The sequence below is a fragment of the Methylobacterium sp. NMS14P genome (genome assembly GCF_028583545.1).
In the GTDB taxonomy this organism is placed as follows: domain Bacteria; phylum Pseudomonadota; class Alphaproteobacteria; order Rhizobiales; family Beijerinckiaceae; genus Methylobacterium.
On record NZ_CP087106.1, the window covers coordinates 572,477 to 598,068 of the forward strand.

At 71.0% G+C, this 25,592-nt stretch carries 22 protein-coding genes; 11 read left to right on the top strand and 11 right to left on the bottom strand.

The genetic code is table 11. From position 1 onward, the window contains the following. Positions 1-17: 17 nt before the first annotated feature. On the bottom strand, positions 18-2,057 hold the full coding sequence (locus LOK46_RS02645; RefSeq protein ID WP_273562359.1) for an FUSC family protein: 2,040 nt from the start codon (positions 2,055-2,057) through the stop codon (positions 18-20). 126 nt (positions 2,058-2,183) lie between these two features. Then, positions 2,184-2,492, bottom strand: a complete 309-nt coding sequence (locus LOK46_RS02650; protein ID WP_273562360.1) for a hypothetical protein — start codon at positions 2,490-2,492, stop codon at positions 2,184-2,186. Between the two features lie 239 nt (positions 2,493-2,731). On the opposite strand from LOK46_RS02650, the gene LOK46_RS02655 reads away from it, so the two are divergent. After that, positions 2,732-3,367 (top strand): glutathione S-transferase N-terminal domain-containing protein, encoded by a 636-nt coding sequence (locus tag LOK46_RS02655; RefSeq protein WP_273562361.1) that lies wholly within the window; start codon positions 2,732-2,734, stop codon positions 3,365-3,367. A gap of 7 nt (positions 3,368-3,374) precedes the next feature. On the opposite strand, the gene LOK46_RS02660 is transcribed toward LOK46_RS02655, so the two are convergent. Beyond that, positions 3,375-3,839, bottom strand: a complete 465-nt coding sequence (locus tag LOK46_RS02660) for a DUF2147 domain-containing protein (protein WP_273562362.1) — start codon at positions 3,837-3,839, stop codon at positions 3,375-3,377. A gap of 270 nt (positions 3,840-4,109) precedes the next feature. On the opposite strand from LOK46_RS02660, the gene ndk reads away from it, so the two are divergent. Continuing rightward, complete coding sequence (ndk, locus tag LOK46_RS02665) at positions 4,110-4,532, top strand: nucleoside-diphosphate kinase (protein WP_012317495.1); 423 nt, start codon at positions 4,110-4,112, stop codon at positions 4,530-4,532. 168 nt (positions 4,533-4,700) lie between these two features. After that, positions 4,701-5,066 carry a hypothetical protein gene (locus LOK46_RS02670; protein ID WP_273562363.1) on the top strand — a complete coding sequence of 122 codons (366 nt, stop codon included), beginning with the start codon at positions 4,701-4,703 and terminating at the stop codon, positions 5,064-5,066. A 142-nt stretch (positions 5,067-5,208) separates the two neighbouring features. On the opposite strand, the gene purN is transcribed toward LOK46_RS02670, so the two are convergent. Continuing rightward, positions 5,209-5,859 (bottom strand): phosphoribosylglycinamide formyltransferase, encoded by a 651-nt coding sequence (purN, locus tag LOK46_RS02675; RefSeq protein ID WP_273562364.1) that lies wholly within the window; start codon positions 5,857-5,859, stop codon positions 5,209-5,211. Further along, entirely contained in the window at positions 5,859-6,938 is a 1,080-nt protein-coding gene (gene purM, locus LOK46_RS02680; RefSeq protein ID WP_273562365.1) for a phosphoribosylformylglycinamidine cyclo-ligase, read from the bottom strand. The genes purN and purM overlap by 1 nt, the downstream gene beginning before the upstream one ends. A 143-nt stretch (positions 6,939-7,081) precedes the next feature. Here purM and LOK46_RS02685 point away from each other — a divergent pair, with 143 nt between their 5' ends. The 5 genes from LOK46_RS02685 to LOK46_RS02705 all read left to right on the top strand — a co-directional run bounded on the left by LOK46_RS02685 (position 7,082) and on the right by LOK46_RS02705 (position 16,041). Then, positions 7,082-8,206 carry an AI-2E family transporter gene (locus LOK46_RS02685; protein WP_273562366.1) on the top strand — a complete coding sequence of 375 codons (1,125 nt, stop codon included), beginning with the start codon at positions 7,082-7,084 and terminating at the stop codon, positions 8,204-8,206. Between the two features lie 13 nt (positions 8,207-8,219). Further along, positions 8,220-8,930, top strand: coding sequence for a hypothetical protein (locus LOK46_RS02690; protein WP_273562367.1), 711 nt, complete (start codon positions 8,220-8,222; stop codon positions 8,928-8,930). A 98-nt stretch (positions 8,931-9,028) separates the two neighbouring features. After that, entirely contained in the window at positions 9,029-11,407 is a 2,379-nt protein-coding gene (locus tag LOK46_RS02695; RefSeq protein WP_273562368.1) for an RNA degradosome polyphosphate kinase, read from the top strand. Positions 11,408-11,489: 82 nt separating this feature from the next. Next, positions 11,490-13,043 carry an exopolyphosphatase gene (gene ppx / locus LOK46_RS02700; RefSeq protein ID WP_273562369.1) on the top strand — a complete coding sequence of 518 codons (1,554 nt, stop codon included), beginning with the start codon at positions 11,490-11,492 and terminating at the stop codon, positions 13,041-13,043. A gap of 538 nt (positions 13,044-13,581) precedes the next feature. Then, positions 13,582-16,041 carry a methyl-accepting chemotaxis protein gene (locus LOK46_RS02705; RefSeq protein ID WP_273562370.1) on the top strand — a complete coding sequence of 820 codons (2,460 nt, stop codon included), beginning with the start codon at positions 13,582-13,584 and terminating at the stop codon, positions 16,039-16,041. 12 nt (positions 16,042-16,053) lie between these two features. Here LOK46_RS02705 and LOK46_RS02710 read toward each other — a convergent pair whose 3' ends face one another. Beyond that, entirely contained in the window at positions 16,054-17,499 is a 1,446-nt protein-coding gene (locus tag LOK46_RS02710; protein ID WP_273562371.1) for an acetamidase/formamidase family protein, read from the bottom strand. 82 nt (positions 17,500-17,581) lie between these two features. Then, complete coding sequence (locus LOK46_RS02715; protein WP_273562372.1) at positions 17,582-19,909, bottom strand: NADP-dependent malic enzyme; 2,328 nt, start codon at positions 19,907-19,909, stop codon at positions 17,582-17,584. Positions 19,910-19,975: 66 nt separating this feature from the next. On the opposite strand from LOK46_RS02715, the gene LOK46_RS02720 reads away from it, so the two are divergent. Next, entirely contained in the window at positions 19,976-20,638 is a 663-nt protein-coding gene (locus LOK46_RS02720; protein ID WP_273562373.1) for a CatB-related O-acetyltransferase, read from the top strand. Beyond that, a complete protein-coding gene (locus tag LOK46_RS02725; protein ID WP_091978078.1) occupies positions 20,635-20,886 on the top strand; it encodes a DUF3297 family protein in 252 nt (83 codons plus the stop codon). The genes LOK46_RS02720 and LOK46_RS02725 overlap by 4 nt, the downstream gene beginning before the upstream one ends. Here the strand turns inward: LOK46_RS02725 and LOK46_RS02730 are convergent. From LOK46_RS02730 to aspS, 4 genes are read right to left on the bottom strand one after another with little or no spacing between them, the layout of a single operon-like run. Continuing rightward, complete coding sequence (locus tag LOK46_RS02730; RefSeq protein ID WP_273562374.1) at positions 20,856-21,188, bottom strand: hypothetical protein; 333 nt, start codon at positions 21,186-21,188, stop codon at positions 20,856-20,858. The genes LOK46_RS02725 and LOK46_RS02730 overlap by 31 nt on opposite strands. Beyond that, a complete protein-coding gene (locus LOK46_RS02735) occupies positions 21,185-22,261 on the bottom strand; it encodes an acyltransferase family protein (RefSeq protein ID WP_273562375.1) in 1,077 nt (358 codons plus the stop codon). The genes LOK46_RS02730 and LOK46_RS02735 overlap by 4 nt, the downstream gene beginning before the upstream one ends. Next, positions 22,258-23,130 carry a glycosyltransferase family 2 protein gene (locus tag LOK46_RS02740; RefSeq protein ID WP_273562376.1) on the bottom strand — a complete coding sequence of 291 codons (873 nt, stop codon included), beginning with the start codon at positions 23,128-23,130 and terminating at the stop codon, positions 22,258-22,260. The genes LOK46_RS02735 and LOK46_RS02740 overlap by 4 nt, the downstream gene beginning before the upstream one ends. 21 nt (positions 23,131-23,151) lie before the next feature. After that, complete coding sequence (gene aspS / locus LOK46_RS02745; protein ID WP_273562377.1) at positions 23,152-24,996, bottom strand: aspartate--tRNA ligase; 1,845 nt, start codon at positions 24,994-24,996, stop codon at positions 23,152-23,154. Between the two features lie 144 nt (positions 24,997-25,140). On the opposite strand from aspS, the gene LOK46_RS02750 reads away from it, so the two are divergent. Then, positions 25,141-25,539 carry a hypothetical protein gene (locus tag LOK46_RS02750; RefSeq protein WP_273562378.1) on the top strand — a complete coding sequence of 133 codons (399 nt, stop codon included), beginning with the start codon at positions 25,141-25,143 and terminating at the stop codon, positions 25,537-25,539. The last annotated feature ends 53 nt before the right edge of the window (positions 25,540-25,592 follow it).

A 25,592-nucleotide genomic window follows, 5' to 3' on the forward strand; every position in this document is an offset into this window, starting at 1 on the left:
CCCGGAAGAAGCGGCCGTCAGAATAGCGCGATGTCGAGGCGATGCAGGAATCGCCGGTGGCGGGCGATGGTTCGCGACGCGGTGACGAGGTCGCTGGCGGCGCGGGCCGCGGTGAGCCGCACCGCCCGGTCCTGGCTGGAGGCAGCGTGGATCAGGTCGCGCGCCGCCGTCTCCAGCCCGCGATCGTCGCCCGCCGCGAGGGCGTCCCGGGCCCGCGGGATCGCGCCGCGCAGGGCCGCGACCGACCAGAGGCGGCGCAATTCGGCGTGGGCGCGGGCGGCGGCGGCCTCCAGGCGGGCGAGGGCGAAAGCGTGGTGCAGGTTCGCCCGCCGCACCGCGCCGCTGCCGGAGCTGTAGCCGGCGAACTGGAACAGCCGGTCGGCGTTCAGGCTCGTGCGGGTGGTGGCGTCGCCGCCCTGGCCGACGAGAGCGTCGGCGAGCGCCCGCCGCGCCGAATCGAGGGCGAAGACCCGCTGCTGGGCCGGCGTGATCGGCAGGATGAGGCGGACGACGATCGACAGGATCACGGCCGCCACGACCACGAGGAACGCGTTCAGCAGGAAGCTCAGGGCGTCGTAGGTCTGCGGGTTCGAGGGCCCCAGCAGCACGGGGAAGAACACGATCAGGATGAAGCCGATCCCGAAGGTCTTCGGGTTCAGCGACAGGAAGCAGCCCAGGAAGATCACCGGCGCCATCACGATCGCCAGCATCGGGAAGCCTTGGACGCCGTTGAGGAGCGCGAACCGGGCGATGCCCGCCAGGGTGGCCGCCAGCGTCATGCCGATGACGACGCCGTTGGCGAACTTCCTCGGATCCGGCGTGACCGACGACAGCGCCGCGGTCGCGGCGACCTGGACCAGCGCGAAGGAGGCCGGCGGCAGGCCGAGCGCCACGAAGGTGGCGGCGGTCACCGCGAAGCTCAGGGCGACCCGCAGGGCGCCGCGGAGGGCGACCGGGAAGTCGCGGTGGGTCGGCAGCTTGGCGTCCCGCAGGGGCCGGTGGCCGTCCGCGACGGCGCGGATGCCGTCCTGCGCGAAGGTCGCGGCGCAGACGAAGTCGAGGGCGCGCTGGAGGACCACGACCTCGTCGAGGGGACGGGTCCCGTCGCGGATGGCCGCGTCGACCAGGTCGCGCAGGCGCTCGTCGTCGCGGTCGAGGGCGTCGGGATCGGGCGCGTCGGCCACCCGCCGGCAGATCGCCATCGCCTCCGCGACGGCCGGGCCCGGCTCGCGCAGGGACGCGGCCGCGGCCCCGAGGCCGCGGATCGACGCCGCCATCACGTAGAGCGCGGCGATGCAGCTGCGCGCGCCGGCGGCGCGGTACCGGCCGTCGTCCAGCTCGCCCGCGATGGCGCTGGCATCGGCCCGCATCGGCGCGATGGTGCGGATCAGCGCGGCGGTGCGCGGGGCGCCGAGATCCCCCGCTGCCAGCGTCTCGCGGGCGTAGCCGCGCGTCTCGTCCCAGGCCGCGCGCAGCTGCGGCAGCAGCGCCCGCCACGTGCTCGGCGAGGCGAGCGCGTCGTTGATGAAGGTGATCACGACGATGCCGAGTACGATCGCGGCGACGCGGGACACGGCGGCGTCGAAGGTGCCCTGCGGCTCGTCGATCTGGCCCAGCGCGATGATCGCCACCGTGTAGCCGGACAGCATCGCGCCGTAGGCCCGCGTGTCCTGCAGAAACTGGGCGACGAAGACGCAGAGGCCGAGCCAGACGGTGAAGCTGAGGAGCAGCAGCACCCGGTCCTGGCCGAACAGTGCCATGAAGACGAGCGCCACCACGGCACCGATGAGCGTGCCGAGGAGGCGGTAGACCGCCTTCGAGATCGCCTGCCCGCGCTTGGGCTGGGCGAGGATCGCCACGCAGGTGGCGGCGGACGAGGCGCTGTCGAGCTGGAGCCAGAAGGCGGCGGCCAGCGCCAGCATCATGGCGATCCAGATCCGCAGCGCGAACGCCCAGGCGGCCGGCTTCGGCACCCAGGCATCGAGGAAAGTCAGGACGCGGTCGGCGAACGGTTCGGTGCGGCGGTCCGCGGCGGGGGCGGCGGGGGCCTCAGCCATGCCGGACCCGGCGCGGCGCGCTGTTCACCGTCCGTCCGGACGGAGAAGGGTCCGTCATCGCCTCGTGCCTCCCGCCAACCCGCCGCGGATGTCTGAACAAACGGAACGCCCCGCGGTTCGACCCGCTCAGGCCTTGTCGCCGCCTTTCAGGCGCTTGTTGCACTTGCTCCAGTACTGCGGCCATTTCGGCCCCTGCGCGGCCTTCTGCGCGTCGCTGAGGGCGCGCCACTCGGCGCCGCAGGTCTTCTGGCGCTCGCGGGTGGCGGACTGACCCGGGCTCGGCGTCCGGGCGGGCGGCGCCTCGGCGGCGGGCGGCGCCTTCGCGGGGGTCTCCCGGGCAGGCGATTCCTTGGCGGGCGGGTCCTTGGCGAGAGCCGGGCAGGCGGCGAGCAGCGGCACGGACAGGATCGCGATCCTAACGAGACGATCGATCATCGGATGTTCCCCCTCGGGCATCGTTCCGACGCCCGAGCCGCAATCTCGCCGCTCGCTTACGGCGCCGGCAAGCCCGCCCGGACGGCCGACGACAGCTCCGGCGCAGCTTCGCCGAATCGTCGGGCTCGCGGGCCGCTGCCCTTGAGCGCGGCCGGGAAATCGTCTTCACTGCCGGGGTTGTTTGGAAATGGCGGAGGACCACCGCGCCGCCGACGACCGGGTCCAGGAGCAGGCAGAGCATGGCAGCGGTGTCCGGGCGGCCGATCGACGTCCACACATGGAGTACGCCGAACGGCTGGAAGATCCCGATCATGCTGGAGGAGTGCGGGCTCCCCTACCGCATCGTTCCTGTGGACATCGCCAAGAACGAGCAGTTCGCGCCCGATTTCCTGGCGATCTCACCCAACAACAAGATCCCGGCCATCGTCGACCCGGACGGGCCCGGCGGACAGCCGATCTCGGTCTTCGAATCAGGCGCGATCCTGCAATATCTCGGTCGGAAGACCGGGCAATTCTACCCGACCGACGAGCGCGCCCGCGTGCAGGTCGACGAGTGGCTGTTCTGGCAGGTGGCGGGGTTCGGGCCGATGCTCGGGCAGACGCACCACTTCAAGATCTACGCGCCCGAGAAGGTGCCGTACGCGATCGAGCGGTTCACCGCGGAGGCCAAGCGCCTCTACGGCGTGCTGGAACGGCGCCTCGAGGGCCGCGGCTTCCTGGCCGACGACTACTCCATCGCCGACATCGCGACGTTCACCTGGGCCAAGCTCAACTTCAAGCAGGGTGTCGACATCGACACCCTGCCGAACGTGGCCCGATGGCTCGAGAGCATCCTGGCGAGGCCGGCGGTGCAGCGCGGCCTCGCGGCGATCTGACGGGCGGTCAGTTCTTGTTGGCGGCCTGCTGGTTCACGTCCGGCACGCGCGTCCAGGTCTGCGATCCGCACAGGATCTTGAGCATGCAGCCCGAGACGTTGAGTTCGGCCTCGCTCTCGCGCTCCAGGCTGACCGTGTAGATCTTGCCTTCCTCGATATTGTAGAGCTCGCCGGTGAACTTCTCGTCGTCCGGCTTCAGACCTTCGATCAGCTGAAGGCCGATCACCGGGCGGGCGCGCTTCTTCGGGTCGGGATTCTTGAGGTCGGTGCGCGGGGCGCCGTTGTCGAAGGTCGGCGTCTTGAGCCAGACGACCTTGCCGCAGACCAGCTTCTGGCCGGCGCCGCAGCGGTCGATCCGGATCTTGGCGCGGCCGTCGCCGGTGAGCCACGTGCCGGACGGATCCTTGGCGGTGTCGGCGGCGGCGGCGGAGAGGCCGGCGAGAAGCAGGCTGGCGCCGAGAGCGAGTCGCATGGTTCGTCTCCGGGATTGGGGCATCCGCGGACGCCCGGGGGGGTGGACGAAGTCGGTTGGTGCGCGACTGAGCCGCCGCAATCGGGCGATTTTTCGGCGGTGTTGCGGCAGAGCCACGGCCGCGCTTGTCCCGCCCGGTCTCGCGGCGCGGCTTGAGGCACCGGGGGGCGCCCGCTATAAGCCCGGCGCCGAAGCGAAATTCTCGCTGCCGCGGCGTGTCCGGATCGCCGGTGCGCTGCAGATCTTTTCCACAGACAGACCGGACGCACCATGGCCACCGAGCGCACCTTCTCGATCCTGAAGCCCGACGCGACGCGGCGGAACCTGACCGGCGCGGTCAACGCGGTCATCGAGGAGGCCGGTCTGCGCATCGTCGGCCAGCGCCGCATCCGCATGACCAAGGAGCAGGCCGAGAAGTTCTACGAGGTGCACAAGGAGCGCCCGTTCTTCGGTGAGCTCGTGACCTTCATGACCTCGGGCCCGGTGGTGGTTCAGGTCCTCGAGGGCGAGAACGCGGTCGCCAAGTACCGTGAGGTCATGGGCGCCACGAACCCGGCCCAGGCCGCCGAGGGCACGATCCGCAAGAAGTTCGCCGAGTCCGTCGGCGAGAACACCGTCCACGGCTCCGACAGCGCCGAGAACGCCAAGCTCGAGATCGCGCAGTTCTTCAAGGATTCCGACATCGCCGCCTGAGGCGATGGGCGGTGGCGGGTTGGGCACACCGACCCGCCATTCGCGCGCCCCATACCCGGCGGCGCCGGGAATGCCGCCCTGTGTGACCGGGTCGTCCTTGACGGGACAGAGCCCGGGAGCGTCCAACGGCCGAGCTTAGCCAACCTCAGCCCCCGGACGACCCCGACCATGACGATGCGCCGCCTGCCCCTGCTGATCGCGACCGGCCTGGTCGCCCTCGGCGCGACCGCCGCCCTCGCGGGCGGCTCCTCGGCCCCGTTCCAGCAGTACGAGCCGGACCCGGCCCTCAAGACCGCCAGCAAGACCAATCTCGAAGGCCGCGTGCGCCACGCCTGCACCGTCGTCCAGGCCCGCATGACCAGCGCCCCCGAGGCCTCCCTGGAGCGCCCCTGCGGCTGCTACGCCCGTCAGACCCTGCGCAGCCTCGACGCCTCCGAGATCGAGGCCTACCGGACGACCGGCTACTTCAACGACACGGCCCGCGCCAAGGCGCTCTCGGCCCTGGACAGCTGCAAGCTGCAGCGCCCGGTCTGAGCGCTCAAAGTCTCGAGAGCTCCCTGGTCTGCGCTTCGTCCCCGCGAGCGGCGCGACCCAGGGAGCGTGACATAGGTGAGCGTGGCGCGGCTCGTTGGCATCGCGCCGCTCGCAGGAACGGAAACGCCCGTGCTGCCGCCTGCTAGAGGCTGAACAGCGCACCGTCCGGCGCCGCGTCGGCGATCACCACGCGATCGCCCTCCAGGCGGGCGCGGCCGCCCGCCACGAGGGCGAGCACCGCCGGGTAGAGTCGGCGCTCCTGCACGATCACCCGGTCGGCGAGGCTGTCGGGATCGTCGTCCTGGCGGACCGGGACCGCGGCCTGGGCGACGATCGGGCCGGCATCGAGTTCCGGCACCACGAAGTGGACCGTGCAGCCGTGCAGGCGCACGCCCGCGTCCAGCGCCTGCCGGTGGGTGTGGGTGCCCTTGAACAGCGGCAGGAGCGACGGGTGGATGTTGAGCATCCGGCCGGCCCAGGACGCCACGAACTTCTTCGTCAGGATCCGCATGAAGCCTGCCAGGCAGACGAGGTCGATCTCGGCCGCCCGCAGCGCCGCGTCGAGGGCGGCGTCGAAGCCGGCCCGGTCGGTGAAGGCCCGGTGATCGATCGCCTGCGTCGGGATGCCCGCCTCGGCCGCCCGGGCGAGGCCGGCGGCCTCCGGGCGGTTCGACAGGACCAGCACGATCTCGGCCGGGAAGGCGGGATCCTTCGCCGCCTCCAGCAGCGCGACCATGTTGGAGCCGCGCCCCGAGATCAGAACGGCGACGCGGGTCTTGCGGGCGGCAGCCATCAGAGGGCGAGGCGGCCGGTGAAGGTCACCGGCTCAGGGCCGCGCTCCGTGATCCGCCCGAGGCGGACCGGGGTCTCGCCGGCGCGGGTCAGGGCCTCGTCGACGTCGTCGACCGCGTCGGCGGCGGCGATCACCACCATGCCGATCCCGCAGTTGAAGGTGCGCAGCATCTCGGCCTCGGCGACGCCGCCCTCGCGGGCGAGCCAGCCGAAGACCGGCGGCGGGGTCACGGCGTCCAGGTCGACGGCGATGCCGACCTCGTCCGGCAGCACCCGGGGGAGGTTGTCGGGGAAGCCGCCGCCCGTGATGTGGGCGAGCGCCCGGATCCCGTCGGTGGCGCCCAGCGCCGCGAGCAGCGGCTTCACGTAGATCCGGGTCGGCTCGAGCAGCGCCTCGCCGAGGCTGCGGCCCGGGGCGAACGGGGCCGGCGCGTCCCAGCCGAGGCCGGTCTTGGCGACGATCCGGCGGACCAGCGAGAAGCCGTTGGAATGGACCCCGGAGGAGGGCAGGCCGAGGACGACGTCCCCCGGCCGGATGCCGGGCCGCGGCAGCAGCGCGCCGCGCTCGGCGGCGCCGACCGAGAAGCCCGCGAGGTCGTAGTCGGACCCGTCGTAGAGGCCCGGCATCTCGGCGGTCTCGCCGCCGATCAGCGCGCAGCCGGCCTGCCGGCACCCCTCGGCGATGCCGCGCACGATGTCGGCGCCGACGCCCGGGATCAGCTTGCCGGTGGCGTAGTAGTCGAGAAAGAACAGCGGCTCGGCGCCCTGGACGATGATGTCGTTCACGCACATCGCCACGAGGTCGATGCCGATCGTGTCGTGGCGCCCGGTCTCGATGGCGATCTTGACCTTCGTGCCGACGCCGTCGTTGGCCGCGACCAGGATCGGGTCTCGGAAGCCCGCGGCCTTCAGGTCGAACAGGCCGCCGAAGCCGCCGATCTCGGCATCGGCGCCCGGCCGCCGGGTCGAGCGCACCAGCGGCTTGATCGTCTCGACCATGGCGTTGCCGGCATCGATATCGACGCCCGCCGCCGCGTAGGTCAGCCCCGTCTTCGGCTCGTTGCCGTCCTTGGCCGTCATGCCCGCGCCACCTCGTTCTATCCTGGCCCCGCTCTAGCGACTTCGCGCGCGGCGCGCGAGTCGGGCGGGCGGCGCCTTGATCGGCGCGCCCCGCATACCCACTCTGCCCGCTGGCGTGGTGTGCTGCGAGGGGGAGCGTCATCGTGCGCGCACGGGCTGTGATCGGGCTGGCCGCTGTCGTCGCCCTTGGGTTGATCGTCTACCTCCTCCGGGAGGTCATGCTGCCCTTCGTGGCCGGCATCACGCTGGCCTACCTCCTCGACCCCCTGGCCGACCGGCTGGAGCGGCTCGGCCTCGGACGGCTGGCGGCGAGCCTGCTGATCCTGGCGCTGTTCGTCGTCGCCCTCGTCGTGACGCTGCTGATCCTGATCCCGCTCACGGCCAACCAGGTCGTGGCGCTCGTCAACGCGCTGCCCGGGATGGTGTCGCGGCTCCAGGCGATCATCGCCGAGCGGTCCGGGACCCTGCTCGAGCGCGTCGGCGGCGCGAACGTCCTCAACGAGCTGCAATCCTCCGTGGGCACGCTCGCCACGCAGGCCGGGACTTGGCTCCTGGCCTTCCTGAAGTCGCTCTGGTCGGGCAGCCAGGCGCTGATCTCGATCGCCTCGCTGCTGGTCGTGACGCCGGTCGTCGCTTTCTACATCCTCGTCGACTGGGACCGGATGGTCGCGGCCATCGACGGCTGGGTGCCGCCCCGCCACCGGGCGACGGTGCGCGAGCTGGCGCGCCAGATCGACGGGGCGGTCACCGGCTACGTCCGCGGCCAGACGCTGGTCTGCCTGATCCTGGGCAGCTTCTACGCAATCGGCCTCTGGCTGGTCGGCCTCAACTTCGGCGTGCTGATCGGCCTGATCGCGGGGTTCCTGACCTTCATCCCGTACGTGGGCACGCTCACCGGCTTCCTGCTCTCCGTGGGCGTCGCGCTGGTCCAGTTCTGGCCCTCGGGAGACTGGCTGCATCTCGGCCTGACCGTCGGCGTGTTCCTCGTCGGCCAGTTCCTGGAGGGGAACGTCATCTCGCCGAAGCTCGTCGGCGATTCCACCGGGCTGCACCCGGTCTGGCTGATGTTCGCGCTGCTCGCCTTCGGGACGCTGTTCGGCTTCGTCGGGCTGCTGCTCGCCGTCCCGATCGCGGCCTCGATCGGCGTGCTGGTCCGCTTCGCCCTGGCCCGCTATCTGGAGAGCCGCCTCTACCACGCCGGGCAGCCGATCCTGATCGAGCACGACGGCAAGGACGCTTCGGCCTTGACCTCCGCGGGCGCGGGATGATCCTGAGCGGCACATGCGCGAGAACGCCCCACCCCGGCAGCTGGCCTTCGACCTGCCGCTCGACCCCCGCTACGGGCGCGAGGATTTCCTCGTGGGACCGGCCAACGAATCTGCCTACGCGCTGATCGAGGCGTGGCCGGACTGGCCGGACAGCGTCCTGGTCCTCACCGGGCCTTCGGGCAGCGGCAAGAGCCACCTCGCGGCCATCTGGGCGGAGCGCGCCCACGCCTGGACCCTCCCGGCCGCCGAGCTGGGCGCCGACGCGGTCCAGCACCTCGTCTCCAACGGGGCGCTGGTCGTGGAGGATATCGACCGGGCGGAGCGGCTCGACGAGGCGGCGCTGTTCCACTTGCTCAACCGGGCCCGCGAGCGAAGCTGCCCGGTCCTGCTGACCAGCGCCACGGGCATCGACGCCCTCGGTATCGTCACGCCGGATCTGCGCTCGCGGCTTCGCCTCGCCCCGCGCATCGCCATCGAGGCGCCGGACGACGCCCTTCTGCGCGCCGTCCTGGTCAAGCTGTTCGTGGACCGCCAACTGGTCGTCGATCTCGGTGTCATCGACTCCTTGGCCCTGCGGATCGACCGGTCGCTGGGCCGCGCCCGGGACGTCGTTGCCGAGCTGGACCGCGACGCCCTCGGCCGCGGTCGCCGGATCAGCCGGCCGCTGGCGCTGGCCGTCCTCCGGCGCATGGGGCTGGAGGACGAGCCCGACCCGGCCGGCTGAGCGCGGAATGCGGCGGCCGTCACGAAACTGTCGTGAAGGCCGCCGGTCTAGGGTGATACACGCTCCGCCGCCGCGAGGAGCAGAGACAGGGATCCGGGATGGAATCGACGCAGAAGCCCGTGGACCGCGAAGCCGCCGACGAGGCCGCCGAGCCCCGTCGGCGCGCGGCGGCCAACCCGGCGACGCGGCGCGCGCCCGCGGCCCGGCGCGTGCCGACCGATCCGGCCGCCACGGCGGCCGCTCCGGCGCCGGCAGCCGACGCCAACGACGAGTGGCCGGCCGCCGCGGCGCCGGCGGAGCCGGCGGTCGGCGCGGCCCGCGAGCCGGTGCTGGAAGCGGGGCGGTCCCTGCGCCACACGCCGGAGCGGTTCGTGAACCGCGAGCTGTCCTGGCTGCAGTTCAACCGGCGCGTGCTGGAGGAGGCGTCGAACCCCAACCATCCGCTCCTGGAGCGCCTCCGCTTCCTGTCGATCTCGGCCAACAACCTCGACGAGTTCTTCATGGTGCGCGTCGCCGGCCTGATCGATCAGGTCCGGGCGGGGATCACGGTGCCGTCGCAGGACGGCCTGTCGCCGTCCGAGCAGCTGGTCCGGATCGGCGCCGAGGTCTCGCGCCTCGCCGCCGACCAGCAGGCCCGCTGGCGCGAGCTGCGCGAGGAGCTGCACGCGGCCGACATCGACATCGTCGAGCCGTCCGCACTCACGGCCGAGCAGGCGGCGTGGCTGGAGGAGTACTTCCTCAACCACGTCTTCCCGGTCCTGACGCCGCTGGCGATCGATCCAGCCCACCCGTTCCCGTTTATCCCGAACCTGGGCACCACCATCGCGCTGATGCTGGTGCGGCCGAAGGACGGCCGGCTGCTGCGCGCGCTCATCCGCCTGCCCGGCGTCATCGACCGCTTCGTGCGCCTGCCGGTGAGCGGCAGCGAGACATCGGCGCGCCTGATCACCATCGAGCAGGTGATCGGGATGTTCACCGGGCGGCTCTTCCCGGGCTACCTCGTGAAGGGTAGCGGCGCGTTCCGCGTGGTCCGCGATTCCGATCTGGAGATCGAGGAGGAGGCGGAAGACCTCGTCCTGCATTTCGAGACGGCCCTGAAGCAGCGCCGCCGCGGCGTCGTGATCCGCCTCGAGGTCGAGGCGGGCATGTCGGAGGATCTGCGCAGCTTCGTCGCCGACGAGCTCGAGATCGCCGCGGACGCGATCTTCCTCGTCGAGGGCATGCTCGCCCTGAACGAGTTGTCCCAGGTCGTCGGCATCGACAGGCCCGACCTGAAGTTCAAGCCCTACAACCCCCGCTTCCCGGAGCGCATCCGCGAGAGCGGCGGCGACGTGTTCGCGGCGATCCGCCAGAAGGACTTCATCGTCCACCACCCCTACGAGTCCTTCGACTCGGTGGTGCAGTTCCTGGCCCAGGCCGCCCGCGACCCGAACGTGGTCGCGATCAAGCAGACGCTCTACCGGACCTCGTCGAACTCGCCGATCGTCGCGGCCCTCGCCGAGGCCGCCGAGCTGGGCAAGTCCGTCACCGCCCTGGTGGAGCTGAAGGCGCGGTTCGACGAGGAGGCCAATATCCGCTGGGCGCGCAACCTCGAGAAGGCGGGCGCGCAGGTCGTGTTCGGCTTCGTCGAGCTGAAGACGCACGCCAAGCTGTCGCTGGTGGTCCGGCGCGAGGGCGACAAGCTCGTCACCTACTGCCACGTCGGCACCGGCAACTACCACCCGATCACCGCGCGCATCTACACGGACCTGTCGTTCTTCACGGCGGATCCCGCGATCGCGCGGGACGTGTCGCGCATCTTCAACTTCATCACCGGCTACGCGGAGCCTGCGGAGCTGGAGCGGATGGCGGTCTCGCCGCTGACGGCGAAGAACAAGCTGCTCGAGCACATCGAGGCGGAGGTCGCCCACGCCAGGGCCGGGCGCCCGGCGGCGATCTGGATCAAGTGCAACTCCCTGGTCGACGGCCAGATCATCGACGCGCTCTACGACGCCTCGGAGGCCGGCGTTCAGATCGACTGCGTGGTCCGCGGCATCTGCTGCCTGCGCCCTGGCATCCCCGGTCTGTCGGAAACGATCCGGGTGAAGTCGATCGTCGGCCGCTTCCTGGAGCACGGGCGCATCTACGCCTTCGGCAACGGCGTCGGGCTGCCGCACCCCAAGGCCACGGTCTACATCTCGTCCGCCGACCTGATGAGCCGGAATCTCGACCGCCGCGTCGAGGCGCTCCTGCCGATCACGAATCCGACGGTGCATCAGCAGGTGCTCGACCAGATCATGCTGGCCAACCTGCTCGACAACCGTCAGAGCTGGCGGCTCCTCGCCTCGGGCGGCTGCGAACGGATCCAGCCGGCCGATGGCGAGGAGCCGTTCAATGCCCACAAGTATTTCATGACCAATCCCAGCCTCTCGGGACGCGGCAAGGCCTCGAAGAAGTCCAGCCCGCGGGCCCTGAGCCGCCGCGCGCAACGCAGCTGAGTTTCGCCGCGCGGCGTCGCTGGGCTAAACCTCCCGCACGGCGCGCCGGCAGGTGCGCCGGGCTGATGAAGGACTCGGACGTTTGGGCAGCCCTCTTGCCAACCTCACCCTCGCGCACGACGCGGAGGCGATCGACAGCGCCGCGCACCATCCGGTGGCGATCATCGATATCGGCTCGAACTCGGTCCGCCTCGTCGCGTACGACGGTCTGAGCCGGGCGCCGACGCCGCTCTACAATGAGAAGGTGCTCTGCGGCCTGGGCCGCAACGTCCTGACGACCGGCCGGCTGAACGAGGAGGCGGTGACCCGCGCACTCGCCGCCCTGGCACGGTTCCGGGTGCTGTGCCAGACGATGCGCGTCAGGCAGGTCTTCGTGCTCGCCACGGCGGCGGCGCGGGACGCTGAGAACGGTCCCGACTTTCTCCGCGCCGCCGAGGCGGCCTGCGGTCAGGAGATCCAGCTGCTCTCCGGACGGCGCGAGGCGGAGCTCTCGGCGCTCGGCGTGGTCTCGGGCTTCCACGCGCCGAACGGCGTCGTCGGCGACATGGGCGGCGGCTCCCTCGAACTCGTGGACGTCCGCGGGTCGGTGGTCGGGCAGGGAGTGACCATGCCGCTCGGCGGTCTGGCCCTCCAGGACCTGTCCGGCGGCTCGGTCAAGAAGGCCGCCAAGATCGTCCGCGAGTACATGCGCAAGGCCGCCCCGCAGCTCGAGACCCTGCGCGGGCGGACCTTCTACGCGGTCGGCGGCACGTGGCGGGCGATCGCGCGGCTCCACCAGGCGGCCCGCGGCTACCCCGTCCACGTGATGCACGGCTACGCGGCGGAGCCGACCGACGAGCTCAGCTTCCTGCAAGTCGTCGAGCAGACCGACGTGGCGCTCCTGCAGGACGTCGACGCCATCTCGGAGGCGCGGCGCCCGCTGCTCGCCTACGGGGCAGTCGTGCTGGAAGAGATCATCCGGGTCGGGCGCCCGCGCGAGGTGGCGATCTCGGCGTCGGGTGTGCGCGAGGGCCTGCTGTTCGAGCAGCTCGACCGGGACACCCGGCTGATCGATCCGCTGCTGGCCTCGGCGTCGGAGTTCAACGTCCTGCGCGCGCGCTCGCCCCGCCACGGGGAGGAGTTGATCACCTGGACCGACCGGTTCGTCGCGACCTTGGACGGTCACGAGACCGCCGACGAGCGCCGCCTGCGCCACGCGGGCTGCCTGCTGTCCGATGTCGGCTGGCGGGCGCATCCGGATTACCGCGGCGAGCAGAGCATCGCGGTGATCCAGAACGCCGCGTTCGTCGGCGTGGATCATCCGGGGCGGGCTTATCTCGCCCTGGCGGTGTCCCTGAGGCACACCGGCCTGGCGCCCGAGAAGGCGAACGCGATGCTCCGGAGCGTGGCCGGTCCGCGCCTGTTCGAGCGCGCCCGCCTGCTCGGCGCGCTGCTCCGGATCGCCTTCCCGATCTCGGCGGGCATGGACGGCGCGCTCGGACGGGCGCCGCTCACCGTCGAGGATGGCCGCTTGGTGCTGCGTCTCCCGCGGGAGTGGGAGGCTCTGAACGGGGATCGCCTGCTGAACCGCGTTCGCGGCCTCGGGCGCGTCATCGGCCTCGACGGGCGTGTCGAGATCACGGACGCCGCCGCCTGAAACGCGCCGCGCGGCCCTGCCGCCCCAAGACCAATGAACGGAGGATCCCGCGCCGCGCGCGGAGAGGGCGCCGCATGGCGGCCCGTGGCCGCCGGTTCAGGCATGGCCTCGCTCGACGGGGCACTTCACACTGCGCCCCAGAATCGGCGCGCCGCGCGATATCCCGCGCGCAGGGTTCCTCCACGAGCCAACGACGGCGTTATGACCGTCGCGAAGGTGCTCACCTTACATTCCCAAGACAATCAGGACCCGCGTTCTGATCGATAAAGGCGTGGTAACGCCAGTTTAATTCACAAACCTAATTTTTTTATCTGTATATGTAGATTTTTTCTCACTCACCCAAAATAATCGCGCTACTCGTAGATCAACTTATTTCGATGTACTGCTGAATATATTCATCTTGCAAGGTGATTGCGCGCGCGGCTCGCTCTATGATGCGAACGGCACCCCGATCAAACTCGCACGCTGGAATGTTCGCGCAATGAGATGGCTTGGCTATTTCTCACTTCGAGTCGTCATGTGCACGACGATGTTTGCCATGGCACTGATGTTGCTGGGATATGCGGGAAATGCTCTGATCGACGCGCGGCTCCAGGCGCAACAGGCCCAGGCGGCGGTCACGTTGACGCGCGCGAGCCGCCAACTCCTCAAGACGATCCTCCCAACGCGCCTCGAGCGGGGGGCAGCCCTCGCCTTGGGCGGGGATGCATCCGCTGACCCGGACAGCCTGAAAGCCTACGCGACTTACCGGGAGGCGATGATCGCGGGCTTCAAGAGCTTCCAGGACCTGTTGCAGAACCAGAGTGTGCCCGCTGTGACGGCGACGGTGGCGAGGCTGAACGCGGCGCAGGACGCCGTGAACCTGCTCCGCCCCCGCATCGCTGACGCTCTGCGGGTCGCGAAGCCGGAGCGGGACCCGGCGCTGCTGCCCGCCGTGCTGGCGGCCTTCCAGGAACTCCTCGACGCGCTGACGGCGACCACGGATGCCGTGGATTCGGCGATCCCGCGCTCCGACGCGATGCTGCAGCGCTACCTTGTCCTCAAGCGGTCAGCCTGGGCGACCCGCGTCGCGATCGGCAACGTCGCCCTGCGCGTGCAGACGTCACTGGCCGCCGGAACGTCGTGGTCGCTGCCCGAGACCGTGGCCGCGGCCGAGGAGCGGGCGCGGCTCCAGTCGGCCTGGTCGAGCACCAGCGAGGCCGCGGCGCATCTCTCGGACGCCGCGCGCGCGGCGTTCGAGCGAGCCAAGCGCGGCAATTTCGAGGGCGAGGCGGCGGAGGCGGGGAGGGCGGTCTTCGACGCTCTGAGCGAGCGGCGGGCGTCCCCCTACACGTTCCAGGACATCCGCAAACGGAACACCGCCGAGCAGATGACGATCGTCAATCTCGCCGATACCGCCCTCGACGAGATGGTCGGGCGGGCCGAAACCCTCGCCGCGGCGGCGAACCGCGTTCTCCTGCACAACGCCGCGGCGCTGCTCGCCGCCCTGCTGCTCGTCGGCCTCGGCCTCGTCGCGCTGTTCGGGGGCGTGTTGCGGCCGATCCGGACCATCGCCACGGCGATGCGCGCGCTGACCGGGGGCGAAACCGCCGTCGTCCTCCCGGTACACGCCTACCGGAACGAGTTCGCGCCGATCATGGTGGCCGTGCAGGCGTTCCGGGACAACCTGATCCGCACGCGCGAGCTCGAGGTCGAGGCCGAGCGGGCGCGGCTGGACGCCGACGACCAGCGGCGGGACAGCCTGCGCCAGATGGCGCAACGGTTCGAGCAGGCGGTCGGAGGCATGATCGGCCGGGTTGCGGCATCGGCCAGCGCCTTGCAGGTCACGGCGCAGACGATGACGGTGACGGCCACCCAGACGGCCGGGCAGTCGACGACGGTCGCGGCCGCCGCCGAGCGGGCCTCCGGCAACGTCGACACCGTGGCGGCGGCCGCCGAGGAGCTCGGCACCTCCGTGCAGGAGATCGGGCGGCAGGCCGACGGCTCGGCGGACATCGCACGGCAGGCCGCGGCCGAGGCCGACCGAACCGCCGCGCGCGTGCAGGACCTGAGCAGCGCCGTGAACAAGATCGGCGCCGTCGTGGGGCTAATCTCATCGATCGCCGAGCAGACCAACCTGCTGGCGCTCAACGCCACCATCGAGGCAGCGCGCGCGGGCGCCGCCGGCCGCGGCTTCGCGGTCGTGGCTTCCGAGGTTAAGGCGCTGGCCGAGCAGACCGCCAAGGCCACCGACGAGATCTCCGGGCAGATCGCGCAGGTGCAGGCCTCCACCGATCAGGCGGTCGAGGCCATCGCGGCGATCACCGCGCGGATCCGCGAGATCAACGGCGTCGCGGCCTCGATCGCGGCGGCCGTCGAGGAACAGGGTGCGGCGACGCAGGAGATCGTCCGCAACGTCGGGCAGGCGGCTGTCGGCACCGGTGAGGTTACCAGCACCATCACCGGCGTCGCGCAGGCGGCCGAGAGCACCGGCCTGGCCGCCAGCCAGGTCCTCGACGCGGCCTCCGCCCTGTCGGACCAGTCTGGCCACCTGACCGCGGAGGTCGGACGGTTTCTGGCCAGCGTCCGTGTCTCCTACGCGGTCTCCGCCGCGCAGGTCGCGCTGGTGCGTGGCAGTTTCGAGACGGTGCAGGCGCTGGGCGATGCCGTGGCGGATCTGTTCTACGGACGCCTGTTCGACATCGCGCCACAGATCCGCGCGCTCTTCCCCGACGACTTGGCCGCGCAGAAGCGGAAACTCGTCGCTATGCTGGCGCTGGCGGTGTCCAACCTCGACAAGCCGGAGGCCCTGGTCGCGACCGTGCGCGATCTCGGGGACCGGCACGTCGGCTACGGCGCGCTGCAGGCGCATTACGAGCCGGTCGGCGCCGCTCTGGTCTGGACCCTGGAACAGGGGCTCGGCCCGGACTTCACGCCGGAGATCCGGGAGGCCTGGGTCGAGACCTACCGGGTCATCGCCGGTCTCATGACGATGGCCGGAACCGCGAAGGCCGCGTGATCCGGTTCGACGTCAGGTGACGCGATCGGAGAAGATCGCCTTCTTGACCACGGCGTGGACGCCCCAGTTGCCGTCCACGACCTGTGTGATCCCGAAATCGACCGCCACCGACATCAGCGAGATGGCCTCGTCCTCGGTGAGGCCCTTCGCGTGCATCAGGAACTGGCGCATCTTGCGGAAGGCGTCGCGCATGGCGAGGTCGATGGAGGACTTCTGGAAGATCGCGCTCTGGGCGTCCGGACCGAGGTCGCGCAGGTAGTTCGGGTAGCTGAAGCCGGACAGCACCCAGTCGTCCCGAGTCTCGATCATCGGGAAGTCGAGGGCCTCCAGCGGCGTGCCGGGCAGGTCCGCCTTCTTGTGCAGGATGAACTGGAAGGTCCCGGTGAGCGAGCACTCGATCGCGGTGCCGCACAATTCGGAATCGCCCTGGCTGGCATGGGGATCGCCCACCGAGAACAGGGCGCCCGGCACCGCCACCGGGTAGTAGAGGGTCGCGCCCTTGCCGATCCGCCAGTTGTCGATGTTGCCGCCGGTGTAGCTCGGCGGGATCGTGTTCACCCGGTCGGCCTCGGCGGGCGCGACGCCCATCGTGCCGAAATGCGGCCGGATCGGCACCCGGATGCCCTTGAGAACCTCGAAGGTCTTCTGCGTCCTGGAGTGATCGACCGGCAGACCGGGATAGTCGATGGTCGGGTGGGAGACGCCGAACGGGTCGGTCACGCCCGGCCAGCGGAAGCTGTAGACCGCCCGGGCCCAGTCGCGCTCGCCGGTGGCGTCGACCTCGTAGATGGTCACGACCTCCCGGGGCTTATCGCCGGTGATCAGGTCGTTGTAGTGGTAGCCCCACCACGCCGCCGCGTTGCTGCCGAAGGCGAGTCCCTTGTACTTGGGATTGGCGCAGGGGCGGGGGGCGACGTCGAGGATGCGCACCTCCAGGACATCGCCGGGCTCGGCGCCGCGGATCGCCACCGGGCCGGTGCAGATGTGCACGCCAAGGCCGCCGCCGGGGCCGATCTTGGCGTCCATGGCGCCGGCCCCGCGGGGCGAGACACCCATCTTGTCCTTGGTCCAGAGATAGACGCTCTCGGCGCCCGGATCGCCCTGGATCATCCGCTCGGCGTCGTCGCTCGCCTGGTGTGTGAGCGTCTCGATCGTGACGAAATCGCCCGAGCCGATCTCCACCTGGGGCTTGAGGCTGCGGCTGAAGAAGCCCCAGTGCACCGTCTCGGCGTTCGCCGGCAGGTGATAATGCGCCGTGGCGGCGATCTTGGCGCCGCTCGCCTGGGCCAGAGCCGGGCTCACTAGCGACGGGCCGCCGGCCGCGAAGGCCGCGGCGGCGGCCCCGGTCGCCGCGAAGCCGCTCTTCAGGAAGGCGCGCCGCTCCGGCTCGAGATCCCGCCGAAATCTTCGGCGGTGCTCCTCGAAGGCGTGGCAGGTTGGATCGTCGCCCGCGCACATCGCGTCGTCTCCCGGTGGTTTCGTGGTCCCGGGGCGGGCAAGCAAATCGACGGCCACGCTGGCGGCCGCCGACGGGCGCTCCTCATTCCGAGAGCATGCCGACGCCGCGCTCCTCGACCGTCGCCGCGGCCTCGTCCGCCTGGGCCTCGACCACGGCCGCGGCCGTGACGTTGACGATGCCGCGCGCCGTCACCGACGGCGTCAGGATGTGGGCGGGCTTGGCCGGGCCGATCAGCAGCGGGCCGACCGGCAGGGCGTCCGCCAGCACCTTCGCGAACTGGAAGGCGATGTTGGCCGCGTCGAGATTCGGGAAGATCAGGACGTTGGCCGCACCCTTGAGCCGCGAGCCCGGCAGCACGCGCTCGCGCACCATCTCGTTGAGGGCCGAATCGGCCTGCATCTCGCCGTCGACCTGAAGCTGGGGATCCCGCGCGTGCAGCAGCGCGAGGGCGTCGCGCATCTTCATCGCGGAGGGCGAATCCGACTGGCCGAAATCCGAGTGGCTGAGCAGCGCGATCTTCGGCGTCATCCCGAAACGGCTGACGTGGCTGGCGCAGGCCTGCGCCACGTCGGCGATCTCCTCGGCGGTGGGGTTCTGGCGGACATGGGTGTCGGCCAGGAAGTAGGCGCCGTTATGCGTCACGACGAGACTCATCGCGGCGCACTGCTCCACGCCCGGCGCGAGCCCGATCACGTCGCGGATGATGCGCAGACGCGTCTCGAACCGGCCTTCCAGGCCGCAGATCAGCGCGTCGGCCTCGCCGCGGCGGACCGCGATGGCGCCGATCACCGTGCTGTTGGTGCGCACCAGGGTGCGCGCCGCGTCCGGCGTGATGCCCCGACGACCCGCCACCTCCAGATAGGTCTGCACGTAGGCGCGGTAGCGGGGATCGTCCTCGGGATCGATCAGCTCGAAGTCGCGGCCGTGCTCGATCGACAGGCCGAAGCGCTTCAGCCGGGTCTCCACGACCCGCGGCCGGCCGACCAGGATCGGAAAGGCGACCTTGTCCTCGACGATCGCCTGGACGGCGCGGAGCACGCGCTCGTCCTCGCCCTCGGCGTAGATGACGCGCTTGGGCTCGGCCTTCGCCTTCGAGAACAGCGGCTTCATGATCAGGCCGGACCGGTGCACGAACCGGTCGAGGCTCTCGACATAGGCGTCGAGATCCGGGAGCGGCCGGCCGGCGACGCCCGAGTCCATGGCGGCCTTGGCCACCGCGGGGGCGATGCGCAGGATCAGGCGCGGGTCGAACGGGCTCGGGATCAGGGATCTCGGCCCGAACGGCCGGGCCTCGCCGCCGTAGGCGCGGGCGACCACGTCGGAGGTCGTCTCGTGGGCGAGGCCCGCGATCGCCTTCACGGCGGCCTTCTTCATCTCCTCGTTGATCTTGTGGGCGCCGACGTCGAGCGCGCCGCGGAAGATGTACGGGAAGCACAGGACGTTGTTGACCTGGTTCGGGAAGTCCGACCGGCCGGTGCAGATCATCGCGTCCGGCCGCTCCTTCTCGGCCAGATCCGGCATGATCTCCGGATAAGGGTTCGCGAGCGCCATGATCAGCGGCTTCTCGGCCATCTCCTTCAGGTACTCGGGCTTGAGCACGCCGCCGGCCGAGAGGCCGATGAACACGTCCGCCCCCGGGATCACCTCGGCGAGCGTCCGCTTGTCGGTCTCCTGCGCGTAGACGTCCTTCCACCGGTCCATCAGCTCCGGGCGGCCCTTGTAGACCACGCCCTTGATGTCGGTGACCGTGATGTTCTCGCGGGTCGCCCCGAGCGACACGAGCAGGTTGAGGCAGGCGAGCGCCGCCGCGCCGGCGCCGGACGTGACGATCCGGACGTCGGACAGGTTCTTGCCGGCGAGTTCCAGGCCGTTGAGGACGGCGGCGGCCACGATGATCGCGGTGCCGTGCTGGTCGTCGTGGAAGACCGGGATGTTCATCCGGGCCCGGCACTGCTCCTCGACCTCGAAGCACTCGGGGGCCTTGATGTCCTCCAGGTTGATGCCGCCGAAGGTCGGCTCGAGGGCGCAGACCACGTCGACGAGCTTGGACACGTCCTTCTGGTCGACCTCGATGTCGAAGACGTCGATGCCGGCGAATTTCTTGAAGAGGACGGCCTTGCCCTCCATCACGGGCTTGGAGGCGAGCGGGCCGATATCGCCGAGGCCCAGCACGGCCGTGCCGTTGGAGAGCACCGCCACGAGGTTCTGGCGGATGGTGAGTTCGGCGGCCTGCTGCGGGTCGTCGTGGATCGCCATGCAGGCGGCGGCGACGCCGGGCGAGTAGGCGAGCGCGAGGTCGCGCTGGTTGCCGAGCGGCTTGGTCGCCTGGATCTCCAGCTTCCCGGGCTTGGGCAGGCGGTGGTAGACGAGCGCCCCGGCCTTGAGGTCCTCGGACATGTTATCGGCCATCGCCCACGCTCCCGCTCACCTTCTTCACCGAGGACGACACGGTCGCGCATCGCGCGGGCCCGCGTCATGACCGGTCTGTTGCACCGGCTGCGCAGGGGGCGCAACCCGCACAACGAGACCCGGATCCACCTCGCCAAGCTGGCAAGGACCCACGGCTTCTCCATAGGCGCTTATTCGTACGGGCGTCCAAAAGTCCGCTTCCCGGAGAGCGGGCGGTGCCTGACGATCGGCCGCTATTGTTCCATCGCCGACAAGGTCGAGATCCTGCTCGGCGGCGATCACCGCCTCGACTGGGCGTCGACCTACCCGTTCGCGGCGATGCGCGGGCTGTTCCCTGACGCCGACGCGCCGGAGGATTACCACGCCTCCCGCGGCGACGTGGTGATCGGCAACGATGTCTGGCTCGGATCCGGCTGCATGATCCTGTCAGGCGTGACGGTCGGCCACGGCGCCGTGGTGGCGGCCCGCGCCGTGGTGACCCGCGACGTGCCGGCCTACGCCGTTGTTGCGGGCAACCCGGCCCGGGTGGTGCGCCGCCGCTTCGACGCGGCGACCGTCGAGGCGCTCGTGGCGTCGGCGTGGTGGGACCTGCCGCACGATGCGGTGACGCGGCTCGTGCCGCTGCTCCAGAGCGGGCGGATCGCCGACCTGCTCGCGGCGTTGCGCGCGGGCGCGGTTTCCCGTACCGGCGGGGCCCATCACGAAGACCATCCGAGATCCGGACGATGACCGACACCCCCCCCGACCGCCTGGCCTCCAACCCGAACAGCCCGTTCTACGACGAGAAGGTGCTGGAGCGCGGGGTCGGCGTCCGGTTCAAGGGCGTCGAGAAGACCAATGTCGAGGAGTACTGCGTGAGCGAGGGCTGGGTCCGGCTCTCGGCCGGCAAGACCCTTGACCGGGCCGGCAACCCGATGACGGTGAAGCTGAAGGGCACCGTGGAGCCCTACTTCCGCGACCCCGCCGCGGACGCCTGATCCGCCACCCGCGCCAGCGCGGCCTCGAAGTTCCGGACGGCCTCGCGAACGAGCTTCTCGACCTGATCCGACGCGCGCGGCCCGTCGATGACGAGGCTCGCGAGGATGTCGGAGCGGCGGGCGCGCTGCTTGGCGGTGCGCGCGTGGTTCGAGACGCGCAGGTGCCAGGCGCAGTCCGGTCGCCGCAGGTACAGGCTGTCGCCGCGCTCGTTCCGGGCGACGACCGCGAAGCCGTGCGCTTCCAGCAGCCGCGCCGCCAGACCCAGCGCCTTGATCGGCGGAAGCGGACGGTCGGCGGTCACGGCCCTGCCGGCTCGATCGTGCCGAGGCGGCGTCGCCCGAGCGCCCGCGCCTTGAGCGACAGGGCCGGCCGCTCGACCCCGTACCAGGATAGGGCCGCGACCAGCAGCGTGAGGGCGAGTGCCGGCGCCAGGAGCGCGGGCCCGGAGGCGGCCGGCCACAGCGCGTGCAGGCTCTGCTGGATCGGCCAGCCGTAGAGGTAGATCCCGTAGGAGAGGTCAGACGACGGGTCGAACAAACCGCGCGCGAGGGGGCCGAGGGCGAGCCAGACCACGCCGTAGGCCTCGGCGAGGAACAGCAGGGCCGGGTAGGCCGGAGTCCGCGCGAGAACGAAGGCGCCGAAGACCAGACAGGCAAGGGCCGCGGCCGAGACCCGCAGGCGGTCGCGCCACAGGTAGAGGCACGCGCCGGCCGCGAAGATCAGCGGCAGACGCAGCGCCGTCTCGGTGCCCTTGGGCAGGTCGGGGCCGCGGAGGCCGCAGGCGATCACCAGGGCGAGTGCCAGCCCGGCCACGATCAGGGGAGCCGACCACCGGCGCCGGAGCAGGCCGCACAGGGCAGCGACGAGGACGCCGAGGTAGCACAGCACCTCGTATTTCAGCGTCCAGACCGTGCCGAGGGGCGCCCGGTAGGGGTTGGATTCGAAGACGCCGGGGAGGGCGGCGTTGCTCTTGAAGGTCGTCAGCGTCCCGCGGATGAACGACCACAGGGCGGGATCGCGCCAGTAATCGGTGACGGGCAGGCGGGTCAGGGCCGCGCCGAGCCCGAGCGCGACGACAAGTGTCGCGGCCACGAGCCCTGGCAGGATCCGCAGAGTGCGGGCAAGGGCGTAGTCCCGGAGGCCGCGGCGATCGCAGCTCATCGTGACCAGGAAGCCCGACACGGCGAAGAAGCCGTTCACCGCGTGCTCACCGAGCGTGTAGCCGGTGAGCCGGGCGAGGGGCTCGTCGCCGGACGCGCCGGTCGCGACGCTGAACGCGTGGGACACGACGACCGCCAGAGCCAGCATCAGCCGCAGGCCGGTGAAGCCGTTGCGGCCGCGCTCCAGCGCGGTCGCGATCGTCGGCGCGCTCATCCGGTCAGACCCTCGCGGGCCAGCGCGGTCCGGCCCCGCAGGAAGGCGAGGGCGCCCGCGGCCGATCCGCCGTAGCGCTCGAGGCCCGCCCGCCGCAGGACCAGCCCCGACAGCAGCGTCTTCGGCACGTTGGCCGCCAGTGCGGCGAGGCTCGGGTCCGGGAGGCCGTACTTCCGGCTGACATAGGCGCGCGACCACGCCTGATGCCAGCGCGCGCGAAACACCCGTCCCGACTCGGGCGCCGACGACCGGCCGCGACCGTGCAGCGCTTCCGCGCGGTGGACATGGATCAGGGCGCGGCCGCGATCGGCGACGCGCCGGCACAGGTCGTCGTCCTCGTAGAACAGGAAGATGTTCTCGTCGAACCCGCCGAGGTCGAGGAACAGGGCGCGCGGCATCATCAGGCAGGCCCCGGACAGGAACGGCGCGCAGGCATCGCCCTGCGGCAGCGCGAGCCGTCCGGTCGGGTTCGTGAGATAAGGCGCCAGCAGCGAGCGCGCCTGGAAGAAGAAGCGCCCGTCGGGCTCGACGAGGCGCGGGGCCAGCAGGCCCGCGTCCGGCCAGGAGCGGGCCGCGTCCAGCAGGGCGTCCACGGCACCCGGCCGCAGCACGACGTCGGGGTTGACGATGAGGACGCGCTCCGCCGTCTCGGCCGCGCGGACGCCCCGGTTGTTGGCGCGGCCGTAGCCCTCGTTGCGGGCGTTGCGGATCACCTGGGCGCCCGCGGCCTCCGCGACGGCCGCGGAGGCGTCCCGACTGGCATTGTCGACCACGATCGCAGGGACGTGCTGCCCGGCCAGCGCCGCGAGGCAGCCGGGCAGCACGTCGGCGCTGTCATGCGCGACGACGATCGCGACGAGACTCGGCACCGGGCGGCGGATCGCGCCGCCTCAGGCCTTCTTCTCGGGCAGGTTGAGGCGGATGTGCAGCTCGCGCAGCTGCTTGGGGGTCGCCTCGGAGGGCGCACCCATCATCAGGTCCTCGGCGCGCTGGTTCATCGGGAACAGCACCACCTCGCGGATGTTCGGCTCGTTGCACAGGAGCATGACGATGCGGTCCACGCCCGGCGCGATGCCGCCGTGCGGCGGGGCGCCCATGCGCAGGGCGTTCAGCATGCCGCCGAACTTCTGCTCCAGCACCTCGTGGCCGTAGCCCGCGATCGCGAAGGCCTTCTCCATCACGTCCGGACGGTGGTTGCGGATCGCGCCCGAGGACAGCTCCACGCCGTTGCAGACGATGTCGTACTGGAACGCCTTGATGTCCAGGATCCGCTTGGTGTTCGCGCCGCTCTCGTCCTCGCCGGCGAGGGCGTCGAGGTCGAGCGCCAGGAACTCCTCGCGGTCGATGTTCGGCATCGAGAACGGGTTGTGGGAGAAGTCGATCCGCTTCTCCTCCTCGCTCCACTCGTACATCGGGAAGTCGGTGATCCAGCAGAACGCGTACTGGTCCTTGTCGCAGAGACCCAGCTCGTCGCCGACGCGGACGCGGGCCTTGCCGGCGAGCCCGGCCGCCTTGGCCTCGGGACCGGCGGAGAAGAACACCGCGTCGCCGGCCCTCGCGCCGGCCCGCTCGGCGATCAGCGCCTGGACCTCGGCGGGGATGAACTTGGCGATCGGCCCCTTGCCGGAGAGCTGGCCGTTCTCCTCCTCGAACACGACGTAGCCGAGGCCGGGCGCGCCCTCGGAGCGGGCCCAGTCGTTGAGCTTGTCGAAGAACGAGCGCGGCTGGCTCGCCGCGCCGGTCGCCGGGATCGCCCGGACCACGCCGCCGGAGGCGATCACGCCCTTGAACGCCTTGAAGGCCACGTCCTCGCGGGCGAACAGGTCGGAGACGTCGGCGATGATCAGCGGGTTGCGCAGGTCCGGCTTGTCGACGCCGTACTTGAGCATCGAGTCCGCGTAGGTGATCCGCGGGAATTCCTTGGTGACGCGCTTGCCCTCGGCGAACTCCTCGAACACGCCGCGCAGCACCGGCTCCACTGCCTGGAACACGTCCTCCTGGGTGACGAAGCTCATCTCGATGTCGAGCTGGTAGAACTCGCCCGGCGAGCGGTCGGCGCGGGCGTCCTCGTCGCGGAAGCAGGGCGCGATCTGGAAGTAGCGGTCGAAGCCCGCGATCATCGTCAGCTGCTTGAACTGCTGCGGCGCCTGCGGGAGGGCGTAGAACTTGCCGGGGTGGACCCGCGACGGCACGAGGTAGTCGCGCGCGCCCTCGGGGCTGGACGCGGTCAGGATCGGGGTCTGGAACTCGAAGAAGCCGCCCTCGCGCATCCGGCGGCGGAGCGAGTCGATGATCGCGCCGCGCTTCATGATGTTGGCGTGGAGCTTCTCCCGGCGCAGGTCGAGGAAGCGGTACCGGAGCCGCGTCTCCTCCGGGTACTCGAGGTCGCCGAAGACCGGCAGCGGCAGCTCGCCCGCCGGGCCCAGCACCTCGAGGTCGTCGATGTAGACCTCGACCGCGCCGGTCGGCAGTTCTGCATTCTCGGTGCCGGCCGGGCGCGTGCGGACGCGACCGTCGATCCGCACGACCCATTCCGAGCGCACGGCCTCAGCGGCCTTGAACGCCGGTGAGTCGGAATCGATCACGCACTGCGTCAGGCCGTAATGGTCCCGCAGATCCACGAACAGCACGCCCCCGTGGTCGCGGATGCGGTGGCACCAGCCGGAGAGGCGGACACTCTGCCCGACGTCGGACGGGCGAAGCGCCCCGCAGGTGTGGGAACGGTAACGGTGCATGACGGGCTTCTTCTGTGGGAAGGCCGGCACCATTCACGCGAGGCCCCCCAAGTCAAGCGCGGGGCGCGCAGAACGGCGCCGAAAGCCGCTCGCGACTCGCCCGCCGGCCTACCGCTTGAGGCGCCCGATCCCCATATGATCTCCATGAACGACAACGTCTTTTTCGATCTGGAGCGGCCCGTGAAGGCGGCACCCGAACGCGCCCCGTCCGGGTGGCGGACGCTGCCCCTCGAAGGCCGTTTCGACCTCGTCTACGAGGACGCGGCCGGGGCCTGGAGCAACCGGTCCCTCGACGCGCGCGAGCTCAGGCTCGGGCCGGGGCGGACGCTGCTCGGCGGCATCGACGCCCGGCGCGGCGGCTATCGCGGGTTCCGGGTCGACCGGATCCGCCGCCTGGTCGACGGGGCCACCGGCGAGCGTATCGAGACCGGCATCCTCGACCGCCTGCTCGGGCGCGCCGAGGCGCAGCGCCGGGCCGACGCGCTGCGGATACGCCGGCAGGCGCGGGCGCGCCGGAAGGCGGCGGTCGCGGCCGTGGCGTGATCGCCGGGCCGGGGCGGGACCCGCGTGAAAGCGTGAAAGATGGGGACCTGCGA

Bases quoted from the DNA above. Each gene is read 5' to 3' on its own strand.
- LOK46_RS02645 (WP_273562359.1), bottom strand. From the start codon at position 2,057: ATGGCTGAGGCCCCCGCCGCCCCCGCCGCGGACCGCCGCACCGAACCG.
- LOK46_RS02650 (WP_273562360.1), bottom strand. From the start codon at position 2,492: ATGATCGATCGTCTCGTTAGGATCGCGATCCTGTCCGTGCCGCTGCTC.
- LOK46_RS02655 (WP_273562361.1), top strand. From the start codon at position 2,732: ATGGCAGCGGTGTCCGGGCGGCCGATCGACGTCCACACATGGAGTACG.
- LOK46_RS02660 (WP_273562362.1), bottom strand. From the start codon at position 3,839: ATGCGACTCGCTCTCGGCGCCAGCCTGCTTCTCGCCGGCCTCTCCGCC.
- ndk (WP_012317495.1), top strand. From the start codon at position 4,110: ATGGCCACCGAGCGCACCTTCTCGATCCTGAAGCCCGACGCGACGCGG.
- LOK46_RS02670 (WP_273562363.1), top strand. From the start codon at position 4,701: ATGACGATGCGCCGCCTGCCCCTGCTGATCGCGACCGGCCTGGTCGCC.
- purN (WP_273562364.1), bottom strand. From the start codon at position 5,859: ATGGCTGCCGCCCGCAAGACCCGCGTCGCCGTTCTGATCTCGGGGCGC.
- purM (WP_273562365.1), bottom strand. From the start codon at position 6,938: ATGACGGCCAAGGACGGCAACGAGCCGAAGACGGGGCTGACCTACGCG.
- LOK46_RS02690 (WP_273562367.1), top strand. From the start codon at position 8,220: ATGCGCGAGAACGCCCCACCCCGGCAGCTGGCCTTCGACCTGCCGCTC.
- LOK46_RS02695 (WP_273562368.1), top strand. From the start codon at position 9,029: ATGGAATCGACGCAGAAGCCCGTGGACCGCGAAGCCGCCGACGAGGCC.
- LOK46_RS02705 (WP_273562370.1), top strand. From the start codon at position 13,582: ATGGCACTGATGTTGCTGGGATATGCGGGAAATGCTCTGATCGACGCG.
- LOK46_RS02710 (WP_273562371.1), bottom strand. From the start codon at position 17,499: ATGTGCGCGGGCGACGATCCAACCTGCCACGCCTTCGAGGAGCACCGC.
- LOK46_RS02715 (WP_273562372.1), bottom strand. From the start codon at position 19,909: ATGGCCGATAACATGTCCGAGGACCTCAAGGCCGGGGCGCTCGTCTAC.
- LOK46_RS02720 (WP_273562373.1), top strand. From the start codon at position 19,976: ATGACCGGTCTGTTGCACCGGCTGCGCAGGGGGCGCAACCCGCACAAC.
- LOK46_RS02725 (WP_091978078.1), top strand. From the start codon at position 20,635: ATGACCGACACCCCCCCCGACCGCCTGGCCTCCAACCCGAACAGCCCG.
- LOK46_RS02735 (WP_273562375.1), bottom strand. From the start codon at position 22,261: ATGAGCGCGCCGACGATCGCGACCGCGCTGGAGCGCGGCCGCAACGGC.
- aspS (WP_273562377.1), bottom strand. From the start codon at position 24,996: ATGCACCGTTACCGTTCCCACACCTGCGGGGCGCTTCGCCCGTCCGAC.
- LOK46_RS02750 (WP_273562378.1), top strand. From the start codon at position 25,141: ATGAACGACAACGTCTTTTTCGATCTGGAGCGGCCCGTGAAGGCGGCA.